Genomic DNA, 2,729 nt, shown 5'->3' on the forward strand with positions numbered 1-2,729 from the left:
CGGATGAAACTGTGGGAGCTCCGCTCCTACGACCAGGTCATCAAGCTGGAACAGGAACGTCTCGTCTACCAGGCCCGCCTGCGCTCCCGCTTCGGCCGCACCTGGCGCCGCAAGGCGCCGGCGGAGTCGCTCATGCCGCTGCGGCTGGCCAAGTACGGCGTCCCACTGATGGACACCGCCCCAGCAGGCCTGGCGGCAGCAGGTATCAAACCCGCATCAGTGCCAGACACTGCACCACCGGTCCGCGCCCCTGCGTCAACGCAACGTCGCGGACGTGAGGCGACCGGCACCGGCTCCCCGCAAGCTGCGGTACAGCCACGTAGCGAGGACCTGCGACCAACATCCGTCTTGTCTCCAGCGCCTGATCGGCCGTCAAGCCCGAGGCGGGCGGGCGAGGAAGGGACCGAGGAGTTTACCGATGGCTACCTCGCCCATGCTCGCAGCCACCCCGATCAGCTCGATCTGGCTGGCCCCGCGCACGAGCAAGACCGCACCCTGGCGGCTGGCGCACCACCTGCGGCAGGCAAGGACCATGAGCCGCTCCTCGCATACGCCACGAGGGAAAAGCGTCCTCCGCACGTGAAAGCCACGATCAACGGCCTTGCACCGCATACGTCAGCTGAAGAAGGGCGCCTCACCCTCGTCGACCGTTACTACTTCGCGTGGCAGGAGTACCGGACGCAGCACGGCGACGAACCCACCGGACAGAAGCTGTCCGCCTATCTCGCCGACAAAGGCCTGCACAGCCGTAGTGGAAAGCCCGTCAGCCCTTCCACGTTGCGCCGATACTTTCTGTCCTTCCGGCTCTACACCATCTGGGCCGAGCACCGTGAAAGCAGCAGCACACCAGCATTGGACGCCATCGCCCACGACTGCGCAGCCCACGGGATCACCGCCCAGTACAACAAGCCCCTCACCATCCACAACATCAGCGAACACGCCGACGACTTCGAACGACGCTGGCAGGCCACCACCCAGCACCACGCCGACCCCCAGCGACCACACGTCGATGGCTGACGCCAATCACGGAGACCAAAGGCCCGTCCTCGCGATCTGGTCGGCGCTGGCCAGGTTCTCAGCCTTGAGATTCAAGCCGGTAAGGCGATTGAAAACTTCCACATCGCCTTGGTCTTCGGCTTCAGCACGCCGTGCCGCTGCTGGCAGGCGCGGGGGTGGACTACCCCCTACGCCCTGCTGCCGGGCTCCGTCCAGTTGATGAGGCGGAGCCAGTGGCGGTGCACCGAGGCGAAGGGTTCGACGTCATCACCATCGCGGCGGACCGCCTCCATCAACCACGCGCAGGTTTGTCGGGCCTTGGCGCTGACCCAACTGGGATACCCGTAACTGACTTGGTGTTCGGCGAACTCGTCCTCGTCCTTGATATAGGCCGCGCCGTTATGAAGTCGCACGACATCGAGATCGAGGTCCACCACGCGCAGAACGGTCCCGTCCGCATTCCACTCTGACACCGTGCAGACGTCGCAGTACATCTCGGGGCCCGGGTCTGCGCAGAATGTGGCTGTCCACCATTCACCGCGCGGGACGTGCGTGAACCGGTTTGTCCAATCGCCCATGCTCGACCTGACGGCGACACCCTGCGCAGTGCTCAACCACACACCATGCTCATCCTCGCCCAGCCAGGTAGCGGTCCACTGGGCACCCAGACTGCCGTCGTACTTCCGTACATCGACCAGCACGGACCTGCTCTCTGTAACCACGCAAAGACGCTAGCCCGACAGCATCAATCAAGGAACCGAGGAACCGTACCGTGCCGCCTCTTCAACGACCTGTCCCGCATCTGTCCTCGGAATTCCAGGTGGCTCCACACGTGGTCCGGACCCGCCACCGGAGGCGCGGCAAGCGTGGCGGGTGGTCCGGACCCGCCACCGGAGGCGCGGCAAGCGTGGCGGCTTCGTTTCCGGACGATGGCGAAAGTAATCCGAACGCAGGAAGATCATCCCCTGGGTGGCCCAAACCTAGTGTAGCTCGCCAAACTCACCGCCAAGGATGGAGGTTTCTCCGACGCAACGCGCGCAACTGGCACCGGCGAGCTCAGCGGACGCCGCATTGTGCGGACGGGACCGCGTAGGTGAACACCGACCTGCCTGCCCCTGGCGGAGGCGACAGCCCGCGCCTGTCCGTGCTGCTGCTGGTAGCGGCCGCGCAGAGCGAGGCATGGGTAAACGCTCTGGGAACTGCGCTCACCTGTACTCCGTCCCGACCACCGGCAGCCAGGACCGGAGAAACCATCCCCGCGGGGCGCGAGGAGCAGAAGCCGTTCATCCAAGTCCCAGGCGCCCTTGTCGAACTGCAAGGAACCGATAGTTCGGCCATCCACCTCGGCCCCGGCCCGGGCCCGCCGCTACACCTACTGACTCGCCATATGGGTGAGCCGGTGAGCTTCGCCTCCTTGACCTTCACATGCCCCCGTAACTCGTGACTCCCCTGTGCAGGAAGTGAAACCAGCCATTTATGTGATCACAGCGTCGGCTCCGCTTGAACTTACCGGTGGGCGTGTCGCAGTGGGGGCAGTGAGCGCCTGCGGTTCCGCCGGGATTCCACTTCTAGATCAATTTAGGCCGTGGACGGGGACTTTCGAAAGCGCTTGCGTCGCAGGGGTCACTGCCGTTGCTAGCCTCGATCTTTCGTGACGGTCCGTCGGTTCATTTGGCGGGCCGTTTCGGCTTGTTGCGCATGTATCGGGCAGGGTGAGTACCCGGCTGTCGCGT

1 protein-coding gene and 1 pseudogene are annotated in these 2,729 nt (G+C 64.8%); one reads left to right on the forward strand and one right to left on the reverse strand.

From position 1 onward, the window contains the following. Positions 1 to 1,017, forward strand: a pseudogene (locus ADL25_RS50385) (hypothetical protein); the annotation flags it as partial. A gap of 167 nt (positions 1,018 to 1,184) precedes the next feature. Here the strand turns inward: ADL25_RS50385 and ADL25_RS09035 are convergent. Continuing rightward, complete coding sequence (locus ADL25_RS09035; RefSeq protein ID WP_063805596.1) at positions 1,185 to 1,697, reverse strand: DUF402 domain-containing protein; 513 nt, start codon at positions 1,695 to 1,697, stop codon at positions 1,185 to 1,187. Positions 1,698 to 2,729 lie beyond the last annotated feature (1,032 nt).

Source organism: Streptomyces sp. NRRL F-5122 (assembly GCF_001507435.1).
Taxonomy (GTDB): Bacteria; Actinomycetota; Actinomycetes; order Streptomycetales; family Streptomycetaceae; genus Streptomyces; species Streptomyces lannensis.